Annotated in this window: 13 protein-coding genes and 1 pseudogene; 2 read left to right on the forward strand and 12 right to left on the reverse strand. The window is 50.0% G+C overall.

Annotation, left to right across the window (positions count from 1 at the left end; genetic code table 11):
* Window positions 1–141 precede the first annotated feature (141 nt).
* The 9 genes and pseudogenes from ACK8P8_RS16865 to ACK8P8_RS16905 all read right to left on the reverse strand — a co-directional run bounded on the left by ACK8P8_RS16865 (window position 142) and on the right by ACK8P8_RS16905 (window position 17,298).
* A pseudogene (locus ACK8P8_RS16865) lies at window positions 142–1,464 on the reverse strand (sigma-54-dependent transcriptional regulator).
* Window positions 1,457–3,775, reverse strand: coding sequence for a hybrid sensor histidine kinase/response regulator (locus tag ACK8P8_RS16870; protein ID WP_004291467.1), 2,319 nt, complete (start codon window positions 3,773–3,775; stop codon window positions 1,457–1,459). Before ACK8P8_RS16870 ends, ACK8P8_RS16865 begins: the two are co-directional and overlap by 8 nt.
* Window positions 3,775–5,700, reverse strand: coding sequence for a tetracycline resistance ribosomal protection protein Tet(Q) (gene tet(Q) / locus ACK8P8_RS16875; protein ID WP_004291466.1), 1,926 nt, complete (start codon window positions 5,698–5,700; stop codon window positions 3,775–3,777). Before tet(Q) ends, ACK8P8_RS16870 begins: the two co-directional genes overlap by 1 nt.
* Window positions 5,701–6,357: 657 nt before the next feature.
* Entirely contained in the window at window positions 6,358–12,174 is a 5,817-nt protein-coding gene (locus ACK8P8_RS16880; RefSeq protein ID WP_004291462.1) for a helicase-like domain-containing protein, read from the reverse strand.
* A complete protein-coding gene (locus tag ACK8P8_RS16885) occupies window positions 12,164–12,751 on the reverse strand; it encodes a DUF1896 domain-containing protein (RefSeq protein ID WP_004291461.1) in 588 nt (195 codons plus the stop codon). The genes ACK8P8_RS16880 and ACK8P8_RS16885 overlap by 11 nt, the downstream gene beginning before the upstream one ends.
* A gap of 27 nt (window positions 12,752–12,778) precedes the next feature.
* Window positions 12,779–14,866 (reverse strand): type IA DNA topoisomerase, encoded by a 2,088-nt coding sequence (locus ACK8P8_RS16890; protein WP_004291456.1) that lies wholly within the window; start codon window positions 14,864–14,866, stop codon window positions 12,779–12,781.
* Between the two features lie 60 nt (window positions 14,867–14,926).
* Window positions 14,927–16,498 (reverse strand): DUF3945 domain-containing protein, encoded by a 1,572-nt coding sequence (locus ACK8P8_RS16895; RefSeq protein WP_004291455.1) that lies wholly within the window; start codon window positions 16,496–16,498, stop codon window positions 14,927–14,929.
* A gap of 20 nt (window positions 16,499–16,518) precedes the next feature.
* On the reverse strand, window positions 16,519–16,869 hold the full coding sequence (locus ACK8P8_RS16900; protein ID WP_004291454.1) for a helix-turn-helix domain-containing protein: 351 nt from the start codon (window positions 16,867–16,869) through the stop codon (window positions 16,519–16,521).
* A gap of 3 nt (window positions 16,870–16,872) precedes the next feature.
* Complete coding sequence (locus tag ACK8P8_RS16905) at window positions 16,873–17,298, reverse strand: helix-turn-helix domain-containing protein (RefSeq protein WP_004291432.1); 426 nt, start codon at window positions 17,296–17,298, stop codon at window positions 16,873–16,875.
* Window positions 17,299–17,436: 138 nt separating this feature from the next.
* Between ACK8P8_RS16905 and ACK8P8_RS16910 the strand changes: the two genes are divergently transcribed.
* The gene (locus tag ACK8P8_RS16910) at window positions 17,437–17,736 is read left to right on the forward strand and encodes a helix-turn-helix domain-containing protein (RefSeq protein ID WP_004291426.1); all 300 of its coding nucleotides are present in this window, start codon (window positions 17,437–17,439) and stop codon (window positions 17,734–17,736) included.
* A 31-nt stretch (window positions 17,737–17,767) separates the two neighbouring features.
* Window positions 17,768–18,073 (forward strand): helix-turn-helix domain-containing protein, encoded by a 306-nt coding sequence (locus ACK8P8_RS16915; protein ID WP_004291424.1) that lies wholly within the window; start codon window positions 17,768–17,770, stop codon window positions 18,071–18,073.
* A 77-nt stretch (window positions 18,074–18,150) separates the two neighbouring features.
* On the opposite strand, the gene ACK8P8_RS16920 is transcribed toward ACK8P8_RS16915, so the two are convergent.
* The 3 genes from ACK8P8_RS16920 to ACK8P8_RS16930 all read right to left on the reverse strand — a co-directional run bounded on the left by ACK8P8_RS16920 (window position 18,151) and on the right by ACK8P8_RS16930 (window position 20,991).
* On the reverse strand, window positions 18,151–18,513 hold the full coding sequence (locus ACK8P8_RS16920; RefSeq protein WP_004291423.1) for a hypothetical protein: 363 nt from the start codon (window positions 18,511–18,513) through the stop codon (window positions 18,151–18,153).
* Between the two features lie 11 nt (window positions 18,514–18,524).
* Window positions 18,525–19,760, reverse strand: a complete 1,236-nt coding sequence (locus tag ACK8P8_RS16925; RefSeq protein WP_004291422.1) for a site-specific integrase — start codon at window positions 19,758–19,760, stop codon at window positions 18,525–18,527.
* 289 nt (window positions 19,761–20,049) lie between these two features.
* Window positions 20,050–20,991, reverse strand: coding sequence for an ABC transporter permease (locus tag ACK8P8_RS16930; protein ID WP_410026092.1), 942 nt, complete (start codon window positions 20,989–20,991; stop codon window positions 20,050–20,052).
* Between the last annotated feature and the right edge of the window lie 222 nt (window positions 20,992–21,213).

Raw genomic sequence — 21,213 nt, forward strand, 5'->3', positions numbered from 1 at the left:
CGTCTCCGTAGTTCCAATTTACCAGATTTTCGCTTGAAACGCCTTGCGGTCTTATCCTATATGTTGGCGGCGAAAAGCTCCTGCCAATCGCCGTTTTTCTCAAATGTTATGCAAAGATAGCCAAATTCAGTGAATTACGGGCTATGATTGCTTGAATTTATATTTAAGTCCATACTCTTCAAGTTTGCTGTATAGTGTTGTCCTGCCTATGCCGAGCAGTTCTGCGGCGACACTCCGGTTGCCGTTTGCCTGTTTCAACGCACGCAATATCCGCTCCTTATCCTCCGCGTCATTGCGCAAGGCGAAGCTGACAGTAGAGGTCGGTTTCGTCACGGCAAGTTCCAGATGCTCTTTCATGACAACACCTTCCTGCGCCTGCAATACAGCACCCATAACTTTCTGCCGAAGTTCCCGCACGTTGCCCGGCCATGCGTGTGTCAGCAACGCTTTACGTGCTTCGGAACTGAACCCGCTCACGCTACACTCCAGCTCTCTGTTTGCCATATCACGGAAGAACTCTGCCAGCGGCATAATGTCTTCTTGACAGTCACGCAACGGAGGAACGGTTATCCCGAAGTCGTGCAGGCGGTACAGAAGATCCTGCCGAAAACGCTTTTCATTCACCGATACCTCCAAATCTTCATTGGTAGCAGCGATGATGCGGACATTGAAATTCCGGTCTGCCTTGTCTCCGACCGGGCGATACCGCCTCTCCTATATGGCACGGAGCAACATCTGTTGGGTTTCCAACGCGAGGTTTCCTACCTCGTCCAGAAACAACGTGCCGCCTTCCGCCTCATGGAAATATCCTTTCTTGGCATTGTCCGCACCTGTAAATGCACCTTTGACGTGTCCGAAGAAAGCCGACGGTGCAAGCTCTTTGGAGAGTGAACCGCAGTCCACCGCCACAAATGGCTTGCCTGCACGTTTGCTCTTGTCATGCAACAGGTGGGCAATATGCTCCTTGCCCGTGCCGTTCTCACCAAATATCATCACGCTCATATCGGTGGCGGCTACCAGCCTTATGCGGTGCATGATTTTCTGAAAGGCGGAACCTTCACGGGCGAATATAGGCATACGGCGTTGTCCTGCCTGACGTTCTTTCAGTATGGAACGGATCAGGGGGACAAGTTTATCCTCCACAAGCTGTTTGGGAATATAGTCTATCGAGCCGAGTTTCATGCTTTCCACGGCGGTATTAACTTCGGCGTAGTCGGTCATAATGATGAAGGGCTGCATCTTTCCCTCCTTTCGCATCCAGCACAAAAGGTCTATGCCACTGCCGTCAGGCAGACGCAGGTCGGCAACCACGATATCATTATCTGTTGCCTGTTGCAGATGTTTCTTCGCGGTTGAGAGGTGGTAAGCCTTCATATTGCGGTAGCCCTCCCGTGACAGCATATTGCAGACATATTCGCAATACACGATGTTGTCTTCCACCACAATTATTTTTGTCTTATTCATCTTCGTATTTTCTCCTTTCCTCTTCTGCCAACCGTATTATTTCCACTCCCTTATCCAGCACGGCAGTCACGGCATGGCTTAACGCTTCACCATCCGGGAGAGCATCGCCACGAAGCAATCCGTAAAGTACATTCAGCGGTTGGTCGGCACGGAGCACCTCCCACGAACTGCGCAGGTGGTGGATCAGGGAATCCAGCTTTTGCAGGTCTTTTTCTTTTGCTGCATCCCGTACCGCCTGCATTTCCTTTTCTGTTTCAGTTATCAACTTTTCCAGCATGACGGCTTCATTGCCATAGGACAATAAGGCGGAAAAGTCCGGTTTCCCGTCCGGTGTCGCTTTTATGGCACACCTGTCGGAAACCTCCATCAGTTCCGATATGGAGAACGGTTTGAACAGGCATCCGGCAAAGCCTTTTGCCAATAGTTCCCCTTTGTTACAACTGCCCGAAGCGGTTGCCACAACCACCGGGATTGTTGGTGAATTGCCCACGTTGGACGAACGCAACAGTTCCAGCAATTCGAAACCGTTTATATCGGGCATATTCAAGTCTGTCAGCAACAGGCTGTATTCTTTCTGGCGTATCATTTCCATCAGTGCCGCAGCATCGGTGCAAGTGTCGCAGTGTATTCCTTCTTGGGAATACATCTCTTTCAGCATCAGAAGTAATACCTCATCATTGTCAATGGCGACAACATCATGGAATTTATTGTTATGATAAACAGGTGTATTGCTTGTATATCCAAGCTGTTCTTCAGCTTCCTGCATAGAAATTTCAACTGTGAAACGACTGCCTTTCCCTTTCTTGCTGTCTAAACGGATTGTTCCGCCAAGCATCGACACAATATTACGCATTATGGCAAGCCCAAGCCCGAAACCCTCCTTTGCGGCGGCATTTGATAGACGTTCAAACGCACCGAACGCTTGTTTCTGTTCCTCTTCTGTCATGCCTGTACCTGTATCTTCAACGACCAGTGTCAGAACTCCATTATCATATTCAGTAATCAAAGAAACACCGCCTTCTTCTGTGAACTTGACAGCGTTTGACAGCAGGTTATTCCCGATTTGTATTATTCGCTCTTTGTCGGTCAATACAATGGCATCGTGTCCAGTCTTCACGGACAAGGACAGCCCTTTGTTCACGGCAACAGGCATGAACTCCGTTTCAAGTGTGTGCGTGATTGCTGAAATCCGGCAGGGTGACAGACGGGGCTGTTCCTTGCCGTTGTCCAGGCGGAAGAAGTCAAGCAAAGTGTTAAGCATATCCCGCATACGGTCGGAGGATTGCAGTATGTTTTGGATATACTGCCCGGACTTATCCTCACACTGTTCTTTCCGTATCAGTCCGGCATAGCCTGTTATTGCTGTCAGCGGTGTGCGCAGTTCATGGGTGATAGTATGTACCGCCTTCTTCCTTGACGTTATCAGTGCCTCGTTCCGTTGTACGGATTGTTCCAGTTGCCTTATCAAATCAGTTGTCTTGTGCTTGTATTGTTTAATGCTTTTTGCATCACGATGTATGATGATGTAGGAAATTAACAACAATAGAAGAACGAATCCCATTAAACCGCCTACTTGCATAAATGACTTTTCACGCATGGCAACTATTTCGTTTTCCCGGCTTTGCAGTTCGGTTTGTACCTTTTCTTCTATTTGGCAAATCAATTCTTGCAGTTGTCTGTTAAGTTCTGCATTACGAGCTGCAAGGCTGTCGGCTTGTTCCGACAATTGGCGATCCTGCACTTTCTGTTCGCTGATTACGTTTCTATTGACCGAATGAAGGATAGTGGTTGATACTGCTGGAGTTACTTCCTTTTTTTTGCCGAATATGCCTAAGAAACCTTTTCGTTTTGGCTTTTTGGACTGTTCCTGCACACTTTTCTGTACAATAACCGGAATTTGATTGGCTATCTTCTTGTTAATAGATTGTTGTTCATCCATTAACCGGACTATCTGGAACATCTGTCGTTCCTTATCCTCTAAAAGACTGCGCACACTATCGATGCGCTCTGCTGGATAGGTGGCCTTGAAACGGCAGAGCATACTGTCCATTGCCATACGCCGTGCATGGTAATGCTCGATATCTTTATCGTTCCATTCCAGTATTGTTTCACCCAATAGAGAAAATTTTATCATTTGAATATTGATATTGTTTATTTCTTTTCGGAGCTCGTCTATTTTTTTATTGCCAAGTTCTAATGCTTCTATCTCCTGCCATTCATAGAGGCTATTATATGCCATACATCCGATAAGAATGGAGATAAGTATATATCCCAACCGTATTGCCTTATAGAAATTTCCTGACCGCTCCATTATTTTAATGACATTGATTTTTGGAACATGAATAAAAGTTTATCTTTTTCGTTCATGCGGATATTATCAGAATAACCGTCTTTTGTTATTTGATACCCACATGGCTTAACCATAAAAATGCCTAAGCCCTTAGTGTACGAACTTACTTCTGAGGCATAGTCTTTACTTGTATTTAATGGAACTTTCCCTTTAATATGACACCACTCATTATTACAACTGATGTCTTCAATCTCAGACATCAGTTTTTGCAAATCTGTAATAGCTTTGGAACTCGCTACTTGGGGTATCTGCAACTCAAAACAGAGCATCGGTTCGAGAATGTCCACACCTGACTGTTGCAAAGCCAGCCTGAAGACATAAGGGGTCAGCTGTCTGAAATCAGCAGGTGTACTTACCGGGCTATAATACTCGGCTTGAGTAAAAGTTACTTTCAGATCTGTCACTTCCCATCCATGTAAACCAGATTGGCAAGACATACGAATCCCTTCAAAAACGGCATTTTGAAAAGAATGGTTCAGATAACCATAGGAGATGTCACTTTCGATTTGCAACCCTGCCCCTAACGGTAAGGGTTCAAGAGTCAGCCCTATTGTGGCCCAGTAAGGGTTGGGTGGTACTTCGATCTGAATAATCTTATTGACCTTTTTTATAGGTCGTTCTTTGTAGATAGTCTTGATCTCATCAAAATGGACCTTTACGGAAAATCGTTCTTCCAGCAATGTCTGTATGATTTCCTTTTGGGTCAAACCATATAACGAGATTTCCAATTCATCACTATATGAGTTTATGGAAAAGGACAAAGACGGGTCTTCAATCCACAATGTATTCAGAGCGGATATCACCTTGCTTCTCTCTTCGGGCTTATTTGGCCGGACGGAGGATTTGAGAGCGGGATGCTGATGAGATAATCCTTGAATCAAACAAGGTTTAGCACCTAAATAATCTCCGATTCGAAAATCTTCTATATCTTCTACAATCGCGATATCATTGGCACCCACTTCATCAACATTTATCTCTCTGCCCTGATAAATAGTCTTTAGATTTTTAATCTTGATGAATTTTTCCGAATCGTTGATTCTTACAACGTCTCGAAGTCTCAGACTTCCGTCAATTATTTTAAGAAAACTTCTTTTATGCCCTTTGGGGTCATGCTCTATCTTATAGAGATAAGCTGAAAGTCTGTTTGAGACTGATGCCGGAGGAAGTATAAAAGAAGAAATGGCGTCCAACAACTCATTGATACCGATATTGAACATTGCTGATCCATGTAGCACCGGATAGACTTTGGCTTTTGCCACAAGAGCGATTATCGTATTCCAATAATCAGCCGGTGAAATTTCGCTATCCGCCAAATATCGTTCTAATATATCGTCGTCATGGTTGCATACAAATTCTTTGTATTCTTCCTTTATATATGTTTGGGAGCAAACCGGATAAACCGATCCATCGACAACAGTTTGCATAAACAGGACATCTTGCGACAGATTTGTTTTTATATCCATATACAAACGCTCCAAATTCACACCGGCACGGTCAATCTTATTGATAAATATAATTGTCGGGATTTGCAGCTTTTGTAAAGTACTGAACAGCAACTTTGTCTGCGCTTGTATGCCTTCCTTTGCGGATAAGATGAGGACTGCTCCATCAAGCATTTTGAATGTCCGCTCCACTTCCGCAATAAAATCCATGTGTCCCGGAGTGTCAATGATATTGCATTTCACTCCATTCCAGATAATAGATGTCGTAGAAGCCCGGACAGTAATTCCTCTACGTTTCTCTATATCCATAGAGTCCGTTATGGTGTCACCATTATCCACACGGCCGCACTTTTCCGTTGCTCCACTGGCAAACAGCAGATTCTCGGTTACGGAAGTTTTTCCTGCATCAATGTGAGCAAGAATTCCTAAATTTATAATATTCATTTGGATTAAGCAATAATATACTACAGTAGATGCATTGTCGAAACGCACCTTTTAATACCTCCTCGTAGCATATGAGAACTACAGGATTACTAACTCGTATTAATATGTATATTATTACTGCCGCATAACGATTACAAAATTACACAAAAAAATATATCTAACAAAAGTGGGAGGATTTTTTAACTTTTTACCATAGACATTTTATTAGGGAAGCGTAGGTTCAACTGGCAAGTACAAATAAGTAGAAATGTTTGAACAACACCGTTTTAGGAAGTTGAAAAATCAAGTTTCTCTCTCGGTATAGCGTTTATTTTGGCCAATATCTTCTTTAGTTTAGCATTTGTGTATTTCCCATTCGTGTTCTATTTAGCTCCTTATTATGAGTATGTAGCAAGTTACTTATCAAATTCAGCCTCTTTGAGGGTCAAATATGGTTTTGCAAATGGTGACTGACAAGACATAAACAAGGTCAGCAGGAATTTTTTACATAAATGGACATGAATGTATATAACCTAAAATAAGAATAAATTTTAATAAGGGCTGCCCAAAAAGAAAAAAATGCAGTTGCCATCCTATAGATACTTGCAGAAAGGATAAAATTTACTTTTAGACCTTTTGGGATAGCCCTTATTAATACTTCAGATAAAATTCCTTAGGTTATATTTTCAATCCTTTGGACCGGGTTTCCTCCTTGGCATACAGTCCCGGACGCCCGATTATGACATGGTTGGCAACGATACTATCCGCCGGACTGCGTATCTGCGGCGGTGCATTTTCGGGATATTGCGCCTGCCTGTTCCTCACATCTTCCGCTTCCGGCTTGAGCTGTTGCCCTTCATTCTCCTTTTCTGCGACTTCGGGCGTGGGTGGCGCAAGCTCCAGCTGAATTTTTCGGTCAAGGGCGGCAAGTTCGGACTTCAACTGCTTCAGCTCGTCCTCCTTCTTCCACACCTTACCCGCTATCTCCTGTAACTGCGGTATCTCCATCTCCAGCACCTCGTTCTTCGCCTTGTACTGGTCGATGATGGAGGGTATCCTCTCCATCGCGTTGAGGAAGTTGCGGGCGGCGGCCAACGGGTCAGCCATCGCCAGATGCCCGTTGTTGTAGGTGTACTTGTAGTTCCCCTCGACCACGAAGCGGTTGTCGGTGAACTCCAATCCCTCTTTGAGTATCCTTTCGCTCACCACCTTTATCGGAAAACCGTAAAGTTCACCGACCTGCGTGTACAACCCTCCGGTCGTGGCATTCTTGGCTATCTCCTGCAAACGCTTTCCGATGACCTTCTCATCGGCGGAATCCACTCCGTCCACCTTTATTATATTAAGGCGGTTGCCCTCCTTGTCGGTCTGCACCACCGACAGGAAGCGGTTCCAGTCCTCCGTCATGGCATCTATGAAAGCCGTGTTGTTGCGCAACTCGCCGGTCTTTGACTCCAGCTTGAACTCCGAATCACGCTTGCCCTTGTTGAACGACTTGCGTTCCCCTTCGAGCGATGCGATCCGCTTTTCCAGTTTCGCCTTGTCCAACAGGTCGGTATTGCCGGAGAGCAACGCCATGTATTCCGAGAAATTCATGCCCGATTTTTCGTCCATTGCCCCCTCGTCGATGGTACGCGCACCCATCGCACCGCTTTTGAGCTGGCTTATGAAAGTCTGCTTGCAGTGCAGGAGGTTGAACTTGTAGCTGTCCAGTGACTTCTCCACCGCGTAGATGATTACATCCACGTTGTTCCCGGCGAAATGTTTGGCAATCTCATTACCTGCCCTAACTCCGCGTCCGTCACGCTGTTGCAAGTCGGACGGTCGCCACGGCGTATCGAGATGATGGATAGCCACACACCGTTTCTGGGCGTTCACACCCGTTCCGAGCATAGAGGTAGAGCCGAACAGCACACGCACCGTCCCGGCGTTCATGGCGTCTATCACCGCCTTCCGCGCCTTGTCGGTCTTGCACTCCTGAATGAAGCGCACCTCGCTTGGCGGTATACCGTAGTCCTCCGTCAGTTTGCGCTTGATTTCCGAATAGACGTTCCACCCGTCGCCCGGCTGGTATGTCCCCAAATCAGAGAAAACGAACTGCGTGCCTTTCTGGGCGTCGTATTTTTGATAATACTCCGCGATCATCTTGGCACAGTGACTCGCTTTGTTGTCGGGATGATCTTCGTAATTCGGGTCTATCATGCGCATGTCGAGTGCCATTTTCCGGGCATAGTCCGTGGCGATGAGCATCTTCGCCTTTTCTTCCGTTTCCGAAAGCGGCAGCCTGCCCAACAAGGTGGCATCGCCCGTCTTGGCGAACTGCATCAGTTTCTGTATGAAGTCCTCCTGTTCCGGCGTGGGCGGTATATGGTGCAGTATCTCGTTCTTGGCAGGACGGTCAACGCCCACATCCTCCGCCGTGCGGTAGTCCGTGATTTCATTATAGAAGGCGGCAAGCTCCGGCACTTTGATGAAGTAGCGGAAACGCTCCTTCTGGACCACATTGTTCGTCACGTTAAATTCAAAATCCGTCGTCTTCTTGGCAAATATCGCCGCCCAAGCGTCGAAACACCTTATGTCCTGCCGTTCCAGCTCCTTCGGGCGCAGGTACTTGAACAGCAGGTACAATTCAGTCAGTGAGTTGCTGATAGTCGTGCCGGAGAGGAAGGTCGCACCCAAGTCTTTTCCTGTGCGCTCCTGTATGGTGCGTATGGCAAAGAGCATGTTAAGTGCCTTCTGGCTTCCCTCGCTGTTTCCCAATCCCGCCACACGGTCGTGGCGCGTGTTGAAAGTCAGATTCTTGAACTGGTGGCTCTCATCTATGAAGATGTGGTCGATGCCCATCTGCTTGAAATCCACCACGTCGTCCGTGCGTGACTTTATGGCGTGTTCCACCTTCTCCAGCTTCGCTTCAAGGTTGTGCTTGCGCTTCTCCAATCCTTTCAGCATCGCCCGCGACACGTTCTTTCCCTGCTGCCGTAGCACTTCGAGGTTTTCCTCCACCGTGTCAAGCTCTGCTTGCAGGATGCGCTGCTGCAATTCCGGCGACTGCGGTATCTTGCCGAACTGGTCGTGCGACATGATGACGCAATCGTAGTCGTTGTTCTTTATATTATTGAAGAAGCGCACACGGTTGGCGGTCGAAAAGTCCTTCTCCGAAGCGTACAGAATACGTGCGTTGGGATATGCCGCCTGATAGGTGGCTGCAATCTCCGCAACGTTGGCTTTCAGCCCGATAATCATCGGCTTGTGTGCCAAATTCAGACGCTTCATCTCATGCGCGGCGATGCACATTATCAGCGTCTTACCGGTTCCCACCTCGTGGTCGCAAATTCCGCCGCCGTTCTGTTTCAACATCCAGACGCAATCCATCTGTGAGGGATAGACGCTCTTGATACCCCGGCTTGCCAGCCCTTTCAGGTTGAGGTCGGGAAAGGTCTGATGGGAGCCGTCGTAGCGCGGGCGCACGAAACAGTTGAACTTGCGGTTATACATCGTCACAAGCCGCTCCTTGAACTGCGGCGACTGCTCTTCGAGCCATTCGGAGAAGCCGTTTCGTATCTCGTCAATCTTGGCGTTGGCGAGTTGTATTCCCTCGCTGTCGCGCATCTTGATGTCGTTGCCATGCTCGTCCTTGCCGATGGACTTCATCATGTCAGGGCAGGTGTTGTGCAGGGCGTGTTTTAGGAGGTGCATACCGTCATAGTTCCGGTAATACCCCTTCACCAGAAACTCGTCCGTGATTTTCATGGTGCGGTAGCCGCACACCACCGAAAACTCGTCCATGCTTGCGGAATAGGCGATTTTCACCTCCGTGTCGAACAGCCGGCTCATGTAGGCGGCATAGACACCCGTCGGAATCCAGCGTTCCCCGAAATTGAAGTCCAGATCCTCGAAGGCGATGCGCTGCGGCTCGGCATCTTTCAGAGCCTCCAACGCCTGCTTCACCTCCGGCATACGCTCATTTTCGGGATTGTCACCCATCCATGCCTCTATGCGTTCCGCTTTCTCTATGACATTTCCGGCGATGAAACGGTCTTTGATTTCGTAACCGGTCACGAGCGGATTGTAGTAGATGCGCCCTTGCAGGGCAGTGAGCAAATCCTCCGCCGTGCTGTCGGTTATCTCCCGCATATAGTCGAGATTGACCGTACCATATTTGTTGAGCGACGCAGACAGGGCTTCTTCGGGAGAGCCTACGTTGGCATGGCTCTCCACCGCGAAGGAAACAGGATGCTCGAAGATGTCCGCCTTGACGAACTTTCCGTTTTCCATCCGTTCCAGCGAAAGGATGTCGCGCCCGCCCGCATCCATCATCACTAACTTCACGTTCTGCTTGGCGTTGAGGTTGCCGTAGCGCATGACAAACTCATCGTAACAGGTATTCAGATGCTCTCGCCACGGAACATTTGCCTCGCGCCGGAGCGATTCATAACGGTACAGACGCTCGTAGGCGTCACGCAGCGACACATACAACAACGCCTTTTCCTTCTGGTATCCTTTCAGGTCGAGCGGCTGGAATGTCGCCCCGTATGGCGTGATGTCTTTCAGGTAGCCGATGTTATGACGCCCCCGGTCAGCCACCAGCGACCCTTCGCGCAGGTGCATCTCCGGCGTGCGGTGGTAGGCACGCGGAGAAAGGTCCACGACTTCCTCCTTCGGCTTTTCCGCTTCGATGTCGGGGAAAAGGAAAGTCCCCACCGCTTCCGATGGGGTATCTGTAACGGCAGGTGCGGCGACTGCCTCCGGCTGTGTTTCCTCCTGTCGTGGCTGCTCACGGGAAGTTTCCGGCACGGCTTTCACTTCCGTCTTTTCCGCCACTTGTTTCTCGTTATGCTGCCTTGCCAGTTCCCGAAGTTCTTTCCTACGCTCCGGCGTCAAACCCATCATCATTTCATAGAAACCGTTGATGGGAGGATTGGTATCCCAGTCCAGTGTGGCATAGATGTCGTCCGGGTCGGCAGGCTTGGCGGTGTTCTCCGCTTTCACCTCCTTATTCTCCATTGCGGGTTTTGCAGTTGGAGCTGTCGGTGTAACCGTGACTTTCGGTTTGGGCGGAGTGGACTTTGCCGTAACTGCCTTTTTCACCGTCTTTTTCTTTTTGGAGGTTTTCGGTTGGCTGACCTCTTCCGTCATCCCCCAGAGGTCAAGCAGGGTGAGCTGCACGCCTGCGGAATATTGCGGGCGCGGTTCTATCTCCGGCTTTTCATCTGCGGGTTGCGGCTTTTCTGTCGGAGTTTCCACCGTCTGCGCCGAGGATACTGTTTCCAATTTTATGGCAGGACGCTCTACTTTATTTTGAACGGCAACTTTTTCTTCCGTTCCTGCCTGCCGGATTGAACCCGAATACAAGCGCATGGCAAGCCTGTAATGGAAATCCTCGTCGAGCATACGGCGCAAATCCCCGGCGATGCCTGCTGCCTTGCCCTCGTGCAGATAAACCATAGCGGGCTTCCCGTAGGGGTCTGTGTCAAGTTTCGCCATCGTATGCACGATGCGTTCCGGGTGGTGGATGAAATAGGCGTTGTCGGTCAGGGCGGTTTTCGTGTCCGTCTGTATCACGGTCATCAGCCGCTCGTCCTGCGACATTTCCTTCTTGCTGAGGTTCTTTTGCAGGACAATCAGGTCACTGCCCACCTCCGTGCCCGCGTTGTCCGTGAACAGGTTGTTGGGCAGGCGTATCGCGGATACCAGATTGGCCTGACTGAACAGCTCGTTACGCACGGAGGTCTTGGTGCTATTCAATACCCCTTGCGAGGTGATGAACGCCACGATACCGCCGTCACGCACGGCATCCAGTCCTTTGAGAAAGAAATAGTTGTGGATGGTTTTCTGGGCGGAGCGTCTGCCGAAAGAGTCGCTCCGCTGAAACTCCGCGTCGAACACGGCAATGTCACCGAACGGAATGTTGGACACCGCCAAGTCGAAATAATTGTTGAACGGTCTTTCGATTTTCTCAAAACCGCAGGTGCGCATTTTCTGGTCGGGATAGAGATGCCTCAAGATTGTACCCGTGAGCAGATCCTTCTCGAAAGCCATCACATCCGCATTGGGGCTGTGCCGCAGCATGGAATCCACGAACACGCCGACACCTGCCGACGGTTCGAGCATACGGGCGGGGCGGACGCTGTAATCTGCCAGCACGTCCGCGATGGTGTCGGTTATCTCTTTGGGGGTGTAGAAAGCGGTCAGCACGGACGCTTTCAGCGAATCCACAAACCGCTTGTACTCTGTTTCGTCCTTGCTGTTCTCACGGATAAGCCTGTGCAGCTCCACCGTCGGGGCGAACAGTTCGAGGTCGGATTTCGCCCACCGGACGGCATCCGTCAGTTCCTTTGCAGGGTTGAGGATACATTTCAGACCGCCGAAACCGCAGTACCTTTGAAGTATGGCACGCTCTTCGGTTGTCGCTGTCCTATTTTCCCTGTCAAGGATGAATGCCGTCCGTATCGCCTCGATGTTGTCCCGCAGTTTCTGTTTGCGGTTAAACGCCATATTCGTCTAAGTAAAGGACGGTTGCTCCCGTCAGCTCCGTGTAGAGCAGGTCGTAATCGGAAGACAGGGCGAAATTGTCATCCGAGAGGTCATAGACGGAGAACACGTTGCCGACAAGCGGCAGCAGTTTCAGGACAAAGGCTTCACGCTTCTCTTCCGGCACTTCATCGGCAAACTCGTTTTCCACGACTTCGCGGAGGATGGCGTAACGGGAATAATGCAGCCCGCGCAGCAGCGTGTCCATCGCCAGTTCCTGCGCACCATCGGCGGGATAGCCTTCAAGCCGTGCCCTCTCATACGTTTCGGCGGCACGGTCGGCCCGTTCCCGTATGAAAGCGGTGTCGTCAGCCTGTTCAAACTTGTTCGTGCGGAGATAGTCCAGCAGGTACAGACCGTAATAGGAAAAGTCGGTCTGACCCTCGTTTTTCTTCTTGTTGTTCATTACTTTGGATTTAGCGGATTGATAATTAACGGGATAATCGGTTGGAAAAAGGAAGAAAAAGGCACTCGGTATCCCTCCGAGTGCCACCACTAAATCCAAAGTATGAGTGTAATCCGGTATCGAAGAACAATTCATTACTCTGAACAAGTGGCAAAGTTAATACTATTTCTTCCGTCCTGAAAATTTCTTGTCCTTTTTAGCCTCCGGGAACACAAAAGTCGTGTTATATTCCCCGTCAAAGGCGACAACAGCATCGAAACTCTTGCCCTGTTTGCTCTTGAACCCTTTGAGCAGCTTGGTATGCCCTTCGGTGAGCAGGTCTTTGATTTCATCGTCGGACAGGGTGCGTCCCGCTTTCAGCCGGAACACGGGCAGTCCGCACTCCGTGTTGTCGCAGCGTACCACCTTGCCGTAGAACCGCATCCTGCCCGTGCCACACTTGGGACACGCGCAGCCGGAGTCACGGCTGCCGAAGAGCTTGTCGCACGAGATCAGTTCGGAGGTTATCTCACGTGTGTACGCCTCTATCTCCTTGCGGAAGGTGTCGTCGGACAGTTCCCCGCGCTCGATACGCGCCAGCTCCTTTTCCCATTCGCCCGTCATGGCAACATCGGCGATGCGCATCGTCTTGACGACGGAATTGAGGGCAAGTCCTTTTTCGGTGGGAACAAGCGACTTCTTGCAGCGTTCCATGTAACCGCGCTTGAAAAGCGTTTCGATGATGGAGGCGCGTGTGGCGGGAGTACCGATGCCACAGTCCTTCATCGCCTGCCGCAGTGCGTCGTCCTCAATTTCCTTGCCCGCCGTTTCCATTGCCGAGAGCAGGGTGGCTTCGGTATGCAGCGGCTTGGGTTTGGTCTTTCCTTCGGTAATGGACGAGCCTTTCGGTGTCAGCGTGTCGCCTTCCTGCCAGCCGGGGATGGTAATTTCCTCTTTTTCCTCGCCATAGACGGCACGCCATCCGGTTTGCTTCACGACGCTGCCTTTTACGGTAAACTCCACTCCGGCACATTCCGCCGTGACAGTGGTCACATCCTTGACGCATTTCTCAGAGAATGCCTCGACCATGCGCCCGGCAATCATCTGATAGATGGTATTGTCCTCTTTGGAGAGGAAGAGCGGTTTCTCACCCGTGACGAGCAGGGCATGGTGGTCTGTCACCTTGCCGTCGTCCACGCTGCGGCGTGTCGGGGCGGCTTTTGCCCGCACCTTGTCTTTCCATTCGGGCTGTGTGCCGATGAAAGCGAGCAGTTTGGGAATTTCGGCAAACACGTCTTCGGGGATGTAGCGGCTTCCCGTTCTCGGATAGGTTATCAACTTCTTTTCGTAGAGTTTCTGCGCGATTTCAAGCGTCTGTTCCGCCGTGAAGCCGTGCTTGGCGTTGGCTTCTTTCTGGAGCGTGGTCAGGTCGTAGAGCAAGGGAGTTTCCTCCGTCTTCTCCTTGCGCTCGGCTTTCGTGACAGTGGCGCAACCTGCCGCCTTTACCTTATTATATAGTTCCATCGCCGGTTCTTTCTCTTTCCATTTCTCGGAGGATGAGAATTTCACGACTTCGCCGTCGCAACCGTCCGTTGCGATATGGAGCTGCCAGAATGCTTCGGACGTAAAGCGGCGGTTCTCCCAGTAGCGTTCACATACCATAGCCAACGTTGGTGTCTGCACCCGCCCCACGGAATACGTGCCGTGTCCGGCGGCGATGGATAACGCCTGTGTGCCGTTGATGCCCACGAGCCAGTCGGATTCGCTCCGCGCTTTGGCGGCGAGGTAGAGGTTGTCGTATTTGCTGCCGTCTTCGAGTTTCCGCAGTCCCTCGCGGATAGCTTTGTCGGTGAGAGAGCTGATCCACAGGCGCACGAAAGGAGTGGTGCAACCCGTATAGTGGTAGAGGTAGCGGAAGATAAGCTCTCCCTCGCGTCCGGCATCGGTCGCCACGATGATATGTTCGCTTGTGTCGAACAGTCTTTTGATGACTTTTATCTGCGACACCACGCCGCTGTCGGGCTTGTAACCTTTCTCCGTCCTGACCTGACGGGGGACGAGCGTGAATGTGTCGGGAATAATCGGGAGGTTGTCACGGACAAATCCGCGCACGCCGTAGCCGTCGGGCATGGCAAGCTGAACGAGGTGTCCGAATGCCCATGTCACGGCATAACCGCCTCCCTCGAAATATCCTTCCTCTCTCTTTGTCGCGCCCACGATGCGGGCGATTTCACGTGCCACGGAGGGCTTTTCTGCAATGATTGTCTTCATGTCTTCTTCTTTTTTGTTGATACTTTGGATTTTATTTTGGATTCAGTGGCGGACACGGGATTACATTTTCATGCCCTTGCCCGTTTTCTTCTGCGGCTTCTCCTGCTGCTGTTGCTGGCGGGCGTCCTTCGGGTTGGTCTGACCTTTCTGCAACGGCTCTCTCAGATTCTTTGTAGCCTCGTTGGTCTTGCCATCGTTGTTCACCGCCACCTGCGTGCGGCTCTCGTTGGACGGAGCAACCTGCTGTGCATTGTCAGGGTTCGTGTCGTAGCGGTACGGGCGTCCCTTCTCCGGGTTGAACTTGATATACATCGTGGCATGGAAGCCCTGCTTGTCGGTCACGTTCTCCAGCTTCACGGCTTTACCCGCCACATAGTCGGCTTTCTGCTGGTCGGTGAAGCTCACGCCGCTCCATTTGCTGATGGGGCGGATGCTGCCGTCCTCGTTCGTCCACGTGTTGCGGCGTTGCTCCTTCTTGGTCTGTGCGGCATTTTCCCCGCCCTGCGCCTGACTTTTCGATGTGTCGCCTTTGGTTTCCTGTGTCTGTGCGGTACGGGGCGACTTGCCGGTTCCCGGCACGAACTCCACGCCGCGCTGCTCCACGTTCACTTGCAGGGTGGTGACGAACTTTCTGCCGTCGTTGCGCTCGATGAGCTTGTCGCGTACGGGCAGTCCGGCGCGGAGCATGTCCCGCTCCTGCGTGGTGATTTCCGTCTTGCCGATGCGCTCCGGGATGCGCACCCTGCTTGCCGGAATGTCCGTGATTTCATTCGTCTTGCGGTCGATGCTGATGTAGGAGGGGATGATCTCGCCCGTTTCCCTGTCCACAATGTCCACGACCCTACCGAGATTGCCCGTTTCGCGGAGGTTCTTCCGGTCATTGTCGGAGAATTTGTGTTCCTTGTACTCATCCAGCTTCTGCTCCTTGCGGATGAAGTGCGGCACGAGGCTGATGTTTCCCTCACCGTCCTTCTTGAAGGAGAGGCGGGCGTCCAGCTCGAATGATTCGCCGCCGAAGGTCGGTTTGACCTTTACCAAGTCGGACTTGCCATAGTTGAGCATCTTCGTAAGGTCGCCGGACTTTTCAAGGTTGTCCCGCTTTACGCCCCATCTGTCCTCCAGCTCCTGCCAGTTGATTTTACTCTCGTCGATGGGCTGGTAGCCACGTTTGCCCTGCATCTGTTCGGATTTGTCCTGTTGCTGTTCTTTCCGTTGTTCCATGTTCTCCTGTTTTTGAGGTTCTTGTTTCTCTGTCTGTTGTGCTGCCATCTCTTCCTGCACCTTCTTCTCATAGTCGGAGGTGTCCACCTTGTGAGGGGCGAGCAGCTCCTTGTTCGCTTCGGGGTCTTTCAGCAGTTGCTTCATCACCTCTAAGAGATTTTCAGCTTGGTCTGCCGCAATGCGGTAGAAACCGAAGCGGCTGGGTTCCTTGCACTGCCGGAAGAAGTTCTTGAAGAAGTTGTCCAGCACGTCGCCATGTCGGTCGAATTGCAGGAAACTCTGCGCGTTCTCCGCTTTTGCGGGGGTGCGCTTGGGTGTGCCGTCCGCGTTCAGCCCGGCTACCACGCTGATCTCGCCTGTCTTCTCGTCACGGACTACCAGCACGTCCTTTTCGTCTTTTTTCTTTGCCATCTGAAAAATGTTTTAATGGGTTATTTATGAAAGAAATTATGGATACGAGCCTTGTAGAAGGCTATATCTTCCTTTTTGAAGTCCTTGATATGGTTGGAAAGGAATGTCAGCACGTCCTCCTCGCTGTAATAGGTCTTCTTGCCCAGCGTCTTGTAGGGCAATGCGCCTACGCTGCGGTAGCGTTGGAGGGTGCGTTTGCTTATCTGGAGCAACATGCACAAATCCTGATTGTCGAAAAGGCGGATGCTTTCCGTGATAGTGGGCTGTTTCCCCTCAGCCTTCATCGCCAGCAGCAGTTCGTCCTGACGGTCGAGCCGTTCCATCAGCTTCTGCATCCAGCCCTCGAAGTTGTTTCGTGTGAGCAGTTCCATGACCTATGTCCTCCTTCCTTTTGGTTTGCCGCCCGTGCGCAGCGTGTGGTTGTGGAACAGGGTGTCTATTGTCCCTTCCTCGTTCCTTACTGTGTTGTCCTCCAATAGCCGCAGTATCTCGGAAAGGCGGTAGCGGCAGCTTCCGCGTACCACCACATACTCGATACGGTGGTCGGTGCGCATACGCTGCATGGTGCGCTTGCTCACGTTGAGCATCTTCGCCGCCTGTGCCGTGTCAAGCAGCTTGTCTTCGGTTTCCCGCTTCCGTTTCTTCTCGTCCCTTGCCTCGCGGATGTACCCTGCGATGTTCGCAATCTGCGCCATCATCTCCTTGTAGGCGGAACTTTCCATTGTTATCACTTTCATGTTCAGTCCTTTCTTTTTGTTTCTGCGACAAAATTCGGCAATAAACAAAAGGGGCTTTAACAACTCACTACGTGACTCACGTAAGATTTTTGCGGAAGATGGCTCCGTAACCCGGTCAAACGGCGCAACAGGCAGCCTTTCAGCGGAAAACGATACGTCTTGTATGCCGTTTCGTTACCTTTGCGGCAAACTCTAAATGACATGAATATGGAAATAGTATCTATCGAGAAAAAGACTTTCGAGATGATGGTGGCGGCATTCGGCGCACTCTCGGAGAAGGTCGCCGCCCTGAGGCGCAAAAGCGACACGGGGCGCATGGAAAGATGGCTCACGGGCGAGGAGGTCTGCGGGCAGTTGAGAATAAGCCCGCGCACGTTGCAGACGCTGCGTGACAGGCGGCTTATCGGCTACTCGCAGATAAACCGCAGGTTCTATTACAAGCCAGAGGAGGTGAAGCGGCTGATACCGCTTGTCGGCACGCTCTATCCGCACGGCAGATGATTTGATTTATTCACCCACTGAATCCGAAGTTATGATGAACGAGAACAACGATGTTTTTACGATGGAAGACGAGCCGATAGCCTCTGTGGTGCAGGATATGCGCAAAGGCTCGAAATGGCTGTCCGCATTTCTGGAAAGCTACCGTCCTCCGCTGGACGGGGAACGTTACCTGACGGACGGCGAGGTGTCGGAACTGCTCCGTGTGAGCCGGCGCACCTTGCAGGAATACCGCAACAACCGCGTGTTGCCCTTCATACTTTTGGGAGGGAAGGTGCTTTACCCGGAAACGGGGCTGCGCGGGGTACTGGAAGCGAACTACCGCAAGCCGCTGGAGTGAGGCGGTTTCATGAAAAAGTAAACGGGTGACACCTTTTGTGGTGCTACCCGTTTACTTGTCTTATGGGGTATGTGCAATCAGCAATACCCGGCTTTTCCGTTCTGTATGAACATCACGTATGTCTGCCGTTTCTCTTGTGAGAGTGCCTTTCCCACCAGCCATGTGCGGAACAGGTGGGTGTTGTAGGTATTCACCCTGAAAGCGACCGGGATGATGATTTCAAGGGCGTACACGTCCGCGTGCAGCCCGTTTTCAAGCTGCATGTAGCGGCACACCTCGTAGTCGTTCAGCACGTCCGACTTGCGGACGGCTCTGATGGCGGCGTTCACTGCCGGGACGGTCGTATGGAACAATCCGGCTATTTCGGTGGCGGTCATCCACACGTCGTTACCGGTTACGCTGACTGCCTTGTCCTCGATGATGATTGTGTCACGTTTCATGGCTTTTCTTTTTAGATGGTGCAACCTGCAAATTCCTCGACGCCGTTCAATCTTGCGGCAAGGTTCTCCATGTCCTGATTGAGCTTCTCTTTGGTTATCTTTGCGTAAATCTGCGTCGTCTTTATGCTCTTGTGTCCGAGCATGGAGCTGACCGTTTCGATGGGAACACCGTTGGAGAGGAATATCGTCGTGGCTGCCGTGTGGCGGCTCTGATGCCACGTGATATGCTTGGTGATGCCGCAACGCTTGGCGACGGCACGGATACCGGCAAGGCACGTGTTATAATGCGGAACGGGAAATATCCTGCCGTCCCCGCACAGTCCCCGGTATTTGCCGATTATGCGGTTGGCGATGTCGAGCAGGCGGATGTTGGACACCACGCCCGTTTTCTGGCGGTTGATGTTTATCCACTCGTGTTCGTCGAAGTAGGTGCGGATATTCTCTTCCGTAAGGTTGCGCATATCCGCGAACGACAGCCCCGTGAAGGCGCAGAACAGGTAGAGGTCGCGGTACAATTCCTGTTTGGCGTTTTTCAGTTTCCCCTCCATCAGCAGGCGGATCTCATCTTTGGTCAGGAAACTGCGTGTTGTTTCCTCCTTCTTGATTTCATACTCGCGGAACGGGTCGCGCGTCAGCCACTCGTTGTTGATGGCGATGAATACCATCGTCCGTAACGGGCAGACGTACAGCCACACGGTATTGGTGCAGCAGTGCTTGTCCGTGCGCAGGAACATCTCGAAGTCGGAGATGAAAGCCGGGGTAAGCTCTTTTAGGGCGATGTCCTTCACATGGTAGCGGATGTCGAGGAACTCTTGCATGTGCTTGTAAACGGTGCGGTACTTCAGCAGCGTGCCTTTGGCTTTCATGCCTGCCTCCACCTGCTTCTCGTAGTCCTCGTTGTGCTGGCGGAACACCTGCATCAGCGTGTGGTAGCGGTGTTCCAGTCCGAGAAAGGCGTTCTTCACCTTCTCCGCCGTGACGAAGTTGTCACGCTCCATGATTTCCTGATAATGCCTGTTGATGCGTACCCGCATCTTGTCAAGCATACGGTTCGTTTCGAGTGCCGCCGTGCTTCTGCCCGTGACACGTCCACCTTTGGTGTCCCACAGTTTCGGATCGACAGTCAGTTTGCAGCTGAACTGTGTCTGGCTGCCGTCCACCGTGATGCGTCCCATGACGGGAACTGTCCCGTCCTTTTTCACTACCTGACGCTTGAGGTAGTAGATTACTGAAAATGTACTCTTCATTGTCCTTAATTTTTGGGTTTCAAAATTAGTTGGTGAAGAGTCCGGTGTTGGTACGCAAAACGGGGAGGAACGGCGCAATCTTTTTCCGTAACCTGATTTTTCGCATGAGTTATGGATAACTCACTATTCCTTAGAGCCTTGTTTCGCTATTCGTACCCGTTTGTCGCATTTTCGGGCATGGTTACGAACAAGTAACGTAGCGGCGTCAGGATTTGGCTTCGGCAGGGATTGTAATGGCTTCACGGATTATCGCCACTTCAACCAAAACCCTTGTAACTCAATTCTATCACTATATCTTTCCGCATTTCACTTTTTTGTAGTAACTTTGCACAAAAAGTTTTCTACTTGTATCTGTTGTTTTATATTCGCTATGATAAAATAGCATCATGCCGCCGACCACGCTGAATAAGATGCCAACGATAAATAAACAATTTCTGGCAGTGGCTTTATTATTCGGGATTCTAGGATAATAAATTATGGATAATGAAAGGCAAATGATCCCCGTTAACAAGATGCAAGATCTTTGTAATAAATAATTTCGTAAACCCACGTGTCCTATAAAATCTGAAAACATATTTGGAAACTCACGAGCATAGGGATCAAGTAAACCATTAAAAATTTCGCCTCCCCAAATGGAGATGCCCCCTAATAATAAGAATAAAACGATGGCGCATAAACCTTGATTGTGAATAAAACGAGTTACAAGATAAGAAAGTCCCAAGAAATAAACTAACGAAGGGAAAGTAAGAGTTATTAGATAGAAGAGATAATAAGATAATTTAAAAGACCCGGGATAAAATGCAATATTAATAATGATTGAGAAAAGAAACCACAAACAATTTATCATGACAAAAACGAGCAGTTTGCCAATAAAATTGCCGGTTACAATTTCACTATTACTTTGTGGTCGGGCATGAAAAACATCCATGGCTTTCCATTTAGATGTTTTCAGATCATTCGGGATAAATCCGATAATAAAAATCAGCTGAATAATATTGAAATAGTAAGCACTTTTGAATGCTATTGATGAAGGTAACGCTATGGATGTCCAATCCATGGGATAACGGAACAAATCATTGATAGAATCGTAATCATTTATTTGACTCAGCGGAGTGTACTGGAAAATGGCAAGTCCTATAATTGCTAAAAAAGCGAATATCCTGAAAATGATATTTCTATACGTGTATTTATACCCGTATAATGACTCTATAAAAACATTATTCCGATCCATTATTTTAGTTTTTTGTAAAATTATATATAATACGCGGAAAAAACTTGTTTCTTGGGTGAAATTCTAAAGTAGAGAGTATAAATTAAGGTATTTATATACCACCTTGCAGTGAATTAATGTGAAATATTAGATTAGAAAAAGGAGGGTGATAAATCATCTTCCTTTTATCGTGCATTTAAAAATCAACAGGTATTCTTGTTTTCCATGTTTTCTTTCATTATA

This window comes from Butyricimonas muris, assembly GCF_046365375.1.
GTDB lineage: Bacteria > Bacteroidota > Bacteroidia > Bacteroidales > Marinifilaceae > Butyricimonas > Butyricimonas muris.

Bases quoted from the DNA above. Each gene is read 5' to 3' on its own strand.
- ACK8P8_RS16870 (WP_004291467.1), bottom strand. From the start codon at position 3,775: ATGGAGCGGTCAGGAAATTTCTATAAGGCAATACGGTTGGGATATATA.
- ACK8P8_RS16880 (WP_004291462.1), bottom strand. From the start codon at position 12,174: ATGGCGTTTAACCGCAAACAGAAACTGCGGGACAACATCGAGGCGATA.
- ACK8P8_RS16885 (WP_004291461.1), bottom strand. From the start codon at position 12,751: ATGAATTGTTCTTCGATACCGGATTACACTCATACTTTGGATTTAGTG.
- ACK8P8_RS16890 (WP_004291456.1), bottom strand. From the start codon at position 14,866: ATGAAGACAATCATTGCAGAAAAGCCCTCCGTGGCACGTGAAATCGCC.
- ACK8P8_RS16895 (WP_004291455.1), bottom strand. From the start codon at position 16,498: ATGGCAAAGAAAAAAGACGAAAAGGACGTGCTGGTAGTCCGTGACGAG.
- ACK8P8_RS16900 (WP_004291454.1), bottom strand. From the start codon at position 16,869: ATGGAACTGCTCACACGAAACAACTTCGAGGGCTGGATGCAGAAGCTG.
- ACK8P8_RS16910 (WP_004291426.1), top strand. From the start codon at position 17,437: ATGAATATGGAAATAGTATCTATCGAGAAAAAGACTTTCGAGATGATG.
- ACK8P8_RS16915 (WP_004291424.1), top strand. From the start codon at position 17,768: ATGATGAACGAGAACAACGATGTTTTTACGATGGAAGACGAGCCGATA.
- ACK8P8_RS16920 (WP_004291423.1), bottom strand. From the start codon at position 18,513: ATGAAACGTGACACAATCATCATCGAGGACAAGGCAGTCAGCGTAACC.
- ACK8P8_RS16925 (WP_004291422.1), bottom strand. From the start codon at position 19,760: ATGAAGAGTACATTTTCAGTAATCTACTACCTCAAGCGTCAGGTAGTG.
- ACK8P8_RS16930 (WP_410026092.1), bottom strand. From the start codon at position 20,991: ATGGATCGGAATAATGTTTTTATAGAGTCATTATACGGGTATAAATAC.